The organism is Algibacter sp. (genome assembly GCF_029245835.1).
GTDB lineage: Bacteria > Bacteroidota > Bacteroidia > Flavobacteriales > Flavobacteriaceae > Algibacter_B.
Genome location: NZ_JAQWOO010000036.1, coordinates 42,425 through 50,104, shown reverse-complemented (window position 1 = coordinate 50,104; position 7,680 = coordinate 42,425). Strand labels below are relative to the sequence as shown.

Below are 7,680 nucleotides of genomic sequence, written 5' to 3'. Positions count from 1 at the left end.
AAAAGTGAGTTTGGCGATATAGAAATCGCTTTGCTCTATTTTAACAACATTATTATTTACTATTAAAACAAAGAGCGTCAAAATAAAACCTAAATGACCAAAAATAAAAAGATCGCCTAAATTGTTTTTAGACGACCTCTTCTTTATAATTGACTATATTTGTTAGTAACCAACCGTTCACTTTTTAAAAATGCATAGTCCAGAATTATTATTAAGGCAAAAAATTCATGATTGTTATTCTGAAATTTTTGAAAAAGAATTAATAGATAAAATTGTTAAAGTAGGTCATTTTGATACCATTAAAGATGGTGAGCTTTTAATTGACATAGGGAGTGATATGACCCATATTCCTTTAATTCTAGATGGCGTTGTGAAAATTATTCGCAAAGAAAAAAATGGAGAGGAAATAGTACTTTATTTTTTAGAACGAGGGAGCACTTGTGCGATATCATTTGTAAACTGTATTAACAATAAAAAAAGCATTTTTAAAGGTGTTGTTGAATCTACTATAGAAGCTGTTTTTTTACCAGTTGAATATATTGATGAATGGTTAGCTAATTATAAATCTTGGCGTCATTTTATTATTGATAGTTACCATTTTAGACTATTAGAAATGGTAGAATCCATCGATGGACTAGCATTTATGAAAATGGATGAAAGAACATTAAAATTCTTAACCGATAAAGTCAAAATTAGCAACAATACTGATTTAAATATAACCCATCAAGAAATTGCTGATGATTTAAATACATCTAGAGTTGTAATTACAAGAATACTAAAACAATTACACGATGAAAACAAAATTTATTCAACAAGAAATAAAATTAGAGTATTAGAGTATTTCGAATAAATCTTGTCCCTTTTCTCCCAAAATACTTTCCAACAGTTTCATTTAAAACAAATCAAAATCGTTATATTTGCTTAGACATAACGATGAGTAAATGATTAGTATAAAAGAAGCTATAAATTTAGTTAAAACAAGCACTAAACCACTTTTAAAAAAAACTACCAAATCGGTTGAAAAAGCTGGTGGTTATGTGTTATATAAAGATATCCAATCCCCTATTAGTATGCCACCATTTAGGCAATCTGCTATGGATGGCTATGCGCTGAATTTGCATGATAATTTATCTTATAATCTCATTGGAGAAGTAAAAGCTGGTGATGGGCATCAACCGGTTTTAAAAAAAGGAGAAGCCATAAGAATCTTTACAGGTGCAGCTGTTCCCAACTCAGCAAATGCAGTCATGATGCAAGAAAAAGTGGAAGTACAAGGAGACACTATTGCTATTGCACATCAAATTCAACCAGAACTTAATATTCGTCCTTTAGGTGAGCAAGTAATATCTGGAGATATAGCTTTAAAAAAAGGGACTAAACTCACTCCTGCAGCTATTGGTTATTTGATTTCCTTAGGTATTACCGAAGTATCGGTTTTTAAAAAACCAAACATTGCGATAGTCACCACTGGTAATGAATTAATTGAAGCAGGTCAAGATTTAAGCTACGGAAAGATTTACGAAAGCAATTCAAAAATGCTATTGAGCACGCTTTATAGTTTAAAATTTTATGATGTCACATTACACAAAGTTGAAGATGATTACAGCAAAACTGTTGAAAAACTAAATACCGTAATTAATGAAAATGATTTAGTAATCATCACTGGAGGTATTTCTGTAGGCGACTACGATTTTGTTGGAAAAGCCCTTAAAGAATTAGACGTTGAAGCACTATTTTATAAAGTAAAACAGAAACCCGGAAAACCTTTATTCTATGGAAAAAAAGGTGATACTCAAGTTTTTGCTTTACCAGGAAACCCAGCTGCTGCCCTATCTTGTTTTTACGTTTATGTGTATATCGCTCTGCAAAAAATGATGAATCGTGATGCTGAAGAATTACCTAGAATTGAAGCAAAATCAGCGTCATATTTTGAAAAGAAAGGAGACCGTCCACAATTTTTAAAAGCTATTTATAAAGAAGGTGAAGTTAAAATTTTAGAAGGACAAAACTCATCTATGTTACAAACGTTTGCGCTATCCAATGCGCTAGTTTATGCGCCAGAAGCCATTACAAAAATTGAAAAAGGAGATACTATTGAAGTTATACAATTACCTGTTTAAAAAATTATTATGGGCTATAAAATAAAAAGTAGAATCTGGATTGAGTCTGAAGATAAAGTGCTTTTGGGAGAAGGTCGGGTGCATTTATTAAAAGCCATTCAAGACACCGGATCGCTTTCTAAAGCTGCAAAATCCTTAAACTTATCCTACAAAAAAGCATGGCAATTGTTAGACTCAGTAAACAAATCAGCAAAAAAACCCGTAACCATAAATAGTGTTGGCGGTAAAGGCGGTGGTGGTGCAGAATTAACTGAATATGGAAAAACTTTAGTTTCTGCTTTTGATGAAATTAATAAAAATTGTTGGGCATTTTTAGATGAACAACTGGAAAAAATAGAACGTATTTAAATGCTTCAAAACGATAACATATATCTATTTCTATTAATCCTACCTGTAGTATCCTTTCTATACTCTAGTGTTGGCCACGGCGGAGCTAGTGGCTATTTAGCGTTAATGGCGCTTTTTTCCTTCGCTCCAGAATCTATGAAACCCACTGCTCTATTACTCAATATATTTGTAGCTGGAATTTCATTTTACTACTATTATAAAGCCGGGTTTTTTAATAAAAAATTGTTCTTTTCATTTGCTATTGCTTCAATTCCATTGGCTTATTTCGGCGGAACTTTAGAGGTAGATGCTTCTATTTACAAAAAGATATTAGCTGTTTTACTCATCTTCGCTATTCTAAAAATGCTAAATATTTTTGGAAAGGAAAGTGATAATATCAAAAAAGTAAAACTTTGGCAAGGTCTTTTAGTTGGTGGTATTATTGGATTTTTTTCAGGGCTTATTGGTATTGGTGGTGGTATAATACTAACCCCTCTAATTCTATTATTACATTGGGGTAAAATGAAGGAAGCTGCAGCAGTTTCAGCACTCTTTATCTGGGTGAATTCTGCAGCGGCTTTAATTGGTCAATTGAATAGTGGCGTATCCATTGAAAAAGGATCTCTTCTTTTAGTCGCAATCGCATTAATTGGAGGTGTATTTGGAGGCTATTATGGTAGTAAAATAATTAAAAATCAACGTTTACGACACATATTAGCCTTCGTTTTAATTATCGCTTGTTTCAAATTAATATTCACTTAAAATGGTTGATAAAAAAAACATAACAGGAATAATTTTAGCAGGTGGAAAAAGTTCTCGAATGGGTACTGATAAAGGGTTTTTATTGTTGAATGACAAACCATTTGTTCAATACAGCATTGATGCATTACAACCATTAGTTTCGGAAATAATTATTGTTTCAGATGATTCTAAATATGATATTTTTGGATTAAAACGAGTAGATGACATAACAAAAAATGCTGGCCCTGTAGCTGGAATATGCTCTGGATTAGAAGCATCTTTTTCTGAATACAATATAATATTAAGCTGTGATGTTCCTTTAATTACTTCTAAAATACTTCAAAAATTAATTGATGCTATAGACGATACTTCAGAAATTATTCAAGTGGAAAGCAAAGGCAAAACCATGCCATTAATAGCCCTATATAAAAAACAAATTATAAACACGTTCAAAACGCTGTTACAAGAAGATGAAAGACGATTACGCGTTGCTATTATGAATTGTATATCGAAAAATATAGTATTAGAAAAAAAACAGGAGTTCTCAACAATGAATGTGAATACTCAAACCGAATTAAAAGCCATTGAAAATGCAAATTACTATTAAATATTTTGGACAATTAACAGAAATAACACATATAGAGGAAGAATCTATAGCGTTTTCTGGAACTTATATAAAAGAACTTTTAGAAACGCTTTATAGAAAATATAACACCTTAAAAACTAAAGATTTTCAAGTCGCACAGAATCAAGAATTAGTTTCATTTGAAACTAAATTAACTGGAGCAGACATTGCATTATTACCGCCTTTTGCTGGTGGGTAAAACCTACCTGAGAGGTTTTAAAAACCTTGTAGGTTTGAAGCATAAAAAATAAATCAAAAGGTTTATGAAAACTTATAGCATTAAAATGGTAGGAAGAGATTCCTGCCTTCACAGGAATTTATGAGTAGGTACAACAGACATATCATTTTATCAGAAATTGGTCAAGCAGGTCAAGACAAGATATCTAATGCCAAAGTATTGGTTATTGGTGCTGGTGGTTTAGGCTGCCCTATACTGCAATACCTAACTGCCTCGGGTATTGGAACTATTGGTGTTATTGATTTTGATGATGTTGAACTATCCAATTTACAACGCCAAATTTTATTTGGAACAGCTTCATTAGTAAAAAACAAAGCTATTGCTGCAAAAGCACGTTTGGAAGATTTAAATGATGATATCTCGATAATTGCTTATCCGATGCAGTTAACATATCAAAATGCTTTAGAACTATTTAATCAATATGATATTATTGTAGATGGTTCTGATAACTTTGAAACACGTTATTTGGTTAATGATGCTTGCATCATTACAAACAAACCTTTAGTCTTTGGAGCCATTTATAAATTTGAAGGGCAGGTTTCAGTTTTTAATTTTCAAAACGGACCAAGTTACCGGTGTTTATTCCCAACGCCTCCAAAAAAAGATGCGGTACCAAATTGTTCAGAAATAGGTGTTTTAGGTGTGTTACCTGGAATCATTGGAAGTATGCAAGCCAATGAAGTTTTAAAGATTGTTTTAGGCATTGGTAATGTGCTTTCAGGAAAGCTGTTATGTTATAATGCTTTGACCTCTCAAACATCAACATTAAAGGTGAATAAAAATGAAGCCGTTTTTCAATCTATCTTAAAAGAAAAAAATCACTTTCAAAAGAATCACTTAAATATCGATTGTAATGCTGACACACTAGAAGTTTCAATAGAAGACATCCTATCAGAAGAACTTATTATATTTATTGATGTTAGAGAATCTCAAGAATTACCAAAAGTCAAAAGTATAGATGTCATAAATATTCCTCTTAGTCAACTAGAACAGAATTTAAACAAGATTGATTCAGATACAAAGAAAATCCTTTTTTGTCAAACAGGAGTTAGAAGCAAACAAGCAGTTGAATTGTTAACTAAACTTAACATCAAAGACTGTTTCAGCTTAAAGCAAGGCGCAACAGAAATAAATAATTACATAAAAGTATTATCAAATGAAAGATAAAAAACCAAAAAGCGTATTTAAAGAAGGTGCAATAACTTCAGAATTTATAGGGAATTCCATTTATAAGCACCAAACCAAAACCAGTATTGGTGCACATAACATTTTCCTTGGACAAGTAAGAGCAGATGAGATTGATGGCAAAAAAGTTTCAGCGATTGAATATACCGCTTATGAAGACATGGCAAATCAGAAATTTCATGAGATTAGAGAATCGGCTTTTGAAAAATTCAACCTCACTTGTATGCATATTTATCATAGTTTAGGAACTGTAAAAGCAGGAGAAATATGCTTGTTTGTATTTGTATCATCACCAAGACGAAAAGTGGTTTTTGAAGCTTTAGAATATATTGTTGAAGCGATAAAAGCAGATGTCCCCGTTTTTGGAAAAGAGATTTTTGAAGACGAATCACATCAATGGAAAGTAAACTCGTAAAATGTATTTAGTTTAGTTGTTAGTCGTTAAGTCGCTAACAACTAAACAACAAACAACTAAATAACAATCGAAAAATGGTCGATATCACTCATAAAGTAACCACATTAAGAACCGCAGTAGCTCAAGCTATAGTTAAGGTTAGCAAACTAGAAACCATTCAAGCCATAGAAAACGATACCGTTCCAAAAGGCAATGTTTTTGCCATGAGTAAAGCCGCTGGTTTACTTGGTGTAAAACGTACACCAGATATTTTACCCGACTGCCACCCCTTGCCTATCGAGTTTACAGGTATTGAATACAAAATTGATGGCCTAGAAATTACAGTTTTATTTACAGTGAAAACTATCTACAAAACTGGTGTTGAAGTTGAAGCTATGCATGGCGCTAGTGTTGTAGCTTTGAATATGTACGACATGCTAAAACCTATAGACAAAGGTATTGAGATTCATGCCATTAAACTCTTGAATAAAAAAGGTGGAAAATCTGATTTTAAAGATAAATTTAGAAAGGATTTAACTGCTGCGGTTGTGGTTTGTTCTGATACTATTTCTGGAGGACAAAAAGAAGATAAAGCAGGAAAAGCGATTATTGAGAAGTTAGAATCTTGTGATGTTAAAATATCAGAATACATTATAATTCCAGATGAAAAAGATGTGATTCAAGAAAAAGCTAAAGCTTTCCAAGGACAAGGTATTGATTTAATTGTTTACACAGGCGGAACAGGACTTTCAGGACGCGACGTTACACCAGAAGCTTTAATACCGATTCTGGATAGACGCATCCTTGGTATTGAAGAAGCCATCCGGAATTACGGACAAGACCGAATGCCTTATGCCATGCTTTCAAGAAGTGTAGCAGGAACAATAAATAGCACATTGGTTTTGGCTTTACCGGGTTCAACAAACGGTGCAAAAGAATCTATGGAAGCCATTTTTCCATCAGTACTACATATTTTCAGAATTTTAAAAGGTGCGAGACACGATTAATGAAAAACGATAAAAACATATTACAAGATGCACACGGTAGAGACCACGCTTACCTGCGTATTTCTTTAATTGAACGATGTAATTTACGTTGTACGTATTGTATGCCCGAAGAAGGTGTGAAATTATCTCCAAAAAGTCGTTTAATGACTTATGAAGAAATTTATGAAATTGCTAAAACTTTTGTTAATAACGGCGTTACTAAAATTCGATTGACAGGTGGCGAACCTTTAATTAGAAAGGATATTCCAGTTATTTTAGAAAAACTAGCAACACTTCCTGTTGAACTTTCCATAACTTCAAACGCTGTTATTATTGACAAGTTTATAGACGTTTTAAAAGCCAATGGAGTCAAAAAGATTAATGTGAGTTTAGACTCTTTAGACGAAGGAAAATTTAAACACATCACTCGAAGAGCAGAATTTAAAAAAGTTTACAACAATATATTATTACTCGTTAAAGAAGGCTTCACTGTAAAAGTAAATGCCGTTTTAATGAAAGGGTTTAATGATAATGAAATTATTGATTTTATCAATTTTACAAAAGATTTACCAATCTCAGTGCGCTTTATAGAATTTATGCCTTTTGATGGGAATAAATGGAATATGGCCAAAATGGTTTCTTATGCTGAAGTTATGAGTTTTGTTAATGATGCTTTTCCTGAGCAACGTATTGAGCGCTTGCAGGATGCGCCAAACGATACTTCTAAAAACTATAAGATAAAAGGATATAAAGGCAGTTTTGCCATTATTAGTTCTGTAACCAATCCGTTTTGCGATTCGTGTAACAGATTGCGTCTAACAGCTAACGGACAATTAAAAAACTGTTTGTTCTCCTCTGGCGAATCCGATTTATTAACGGTGCTACGCGCAGGGAAATCGATTGAACCAATCATTGAAAAAGCGGTAAAAGCTAAGTTTAAAATTAGAGGTGGTATGGATACTTTAGAGAAACTAGAAGAACCTAAATTGCGTAATAATAACCGAAGTATGATTACTATTGGAGGCTAAAAGAAACCAGCACTTAAAAAAGTGCTGGTTTTGTAA

Annotated in this window: 10 protein-coding genes; all 10 read left to right on the top strand. The window is 32.6% G+C overall.

What is annotated here, in order from left to right:
- The first annotated feature begins 190 nt into the window (after positions 1-190).
- The 10 genes from P8K68_RS06425 to moaA all read left to right on the top strand — a co-directional run bounded on the left by P8K68_RS06425 (position 191) and on the right by moaA (position 7,644).
- Positions 191-850 (top strand): Crp/Fnr family transcriptional regulator, encoded by a 660-nt coding sequence (locus P8K68_RS06425; RefSeq protein WP_300248866.1) that lies wholly within the window; start codon positions 191-193, stop codon positions 848-850.
- Between the two features lie 91 nt (positions 851-941).
- Positions 942-2,120, top strand: coding sequence for a molybdopterin molybdotransferase MoeA (locus P8K68_RS06420; protein WP_300248865.1), 1,179 nt, complete (start codon positions 942-944; stop codon positions 2,118-2,120).
- A gap of 9 nt (positions 2,121-2,129) precedes the next feature.
- Positions 2,130-2,468: a LysR family transcriptional regulator gene (locus P8K68_RS06415; RefSeq protein ID WP_300248864.1), complete on the top strand. Its 339-nt coding sequence runs from the start codon at positions 2,130-2,132 to the stop codon at positions 2,466-2,468.
- Positions 2,469-3,209, top strand: a complete 741-nt coding sequence (locus P8K68_RS06410; RefSeq protein WP_300248863.1) for a sulfite exporter TauE/SafE family protein — start codon at positions 2,469-2,471, stop codon at positions 3,207-3,209.
- Between the two features lies 1 nt (position 3,210).
- Complete coding sequence (locus P8K68_RS06405) at positions 3,211-3,795, top strand: molybdenum cofactor guanylyltransferase (RefSeq protein WP_300248862.1); 585 nt, start codon at positions 3,211-3,213, stop codon at positions 3,793-3,795.
- Positions 3,779-4,012: a MoaD/ThiS family protein gene (locus P8K68_RS06400; RefSeq protein ID WP_300248861.1), complete on the top strand. Its 234-nt coding sequence runs from the start codon at positions 3,779-3,781 to the stop codon at positions 4,010-4,012. Before P8K68_RS06405 ends, P8K68_RS06400 begins: the two co-directional genes overlap by 17 nt.
- A gap of 120 nt (positions 4,013-4,132) precedes the next feature.
- Positions 4,133-5,218: a molybdopterin-synthase adenylyltransferase MoeB gene (gene moeB, locus P8K68_RS06395; RefSeq protein ID WP_300248860.1), complete on the top strand. Its 1,086-nt coding sequence runs from the start codon at positions 4,133-4,135 to the stop codon at positions 5,216-5,218.
- Positions 5,208-5,651 (top strand): molybdenum cofactor biosynthesis protein MoaE, encoded by a 444-nt coding sequence (locus tag P8K68_RS06390; RefSeq protein ID WP_300248859.1) that lies wholly within the window; start codon positions 5,208-5,210, stop codon positions 5,649-5,651. The genes moeB and P8K68_RS06390 overlap by 11 nt, the downstream gene beginning before the upstream one ends.
- A gap of 74 nt (positions 5,652-5,725) precedes the next feature.
- Positions 5,726-6,637: a bifunctional molybdenum cofactor biosynthesis protein MoaC/MoaB gene (moaCB, locus tag P8K68_RS06385; RefSeq protein WP_300248858.1), complete on the top strand. Its 912-nt coding sequence runs from the start codon at positions 5,726-5,728 to the stop codon at positions 6,635-6,637.
- Entirely contained in the window at positions 6,637-7,644 is a 1,008-nt protein-coding gene (gene moaA, locus P8K68_RS06380; protein WP_300248857.1) for a GTP 3',8-cyclase MoaA, read from the top strand. Before moaCB ends, moaA begins: the two co-directional genes overlap by 1 nt.
- Positions 7,645-7,680: the final 36 nt, after the last annotated feature.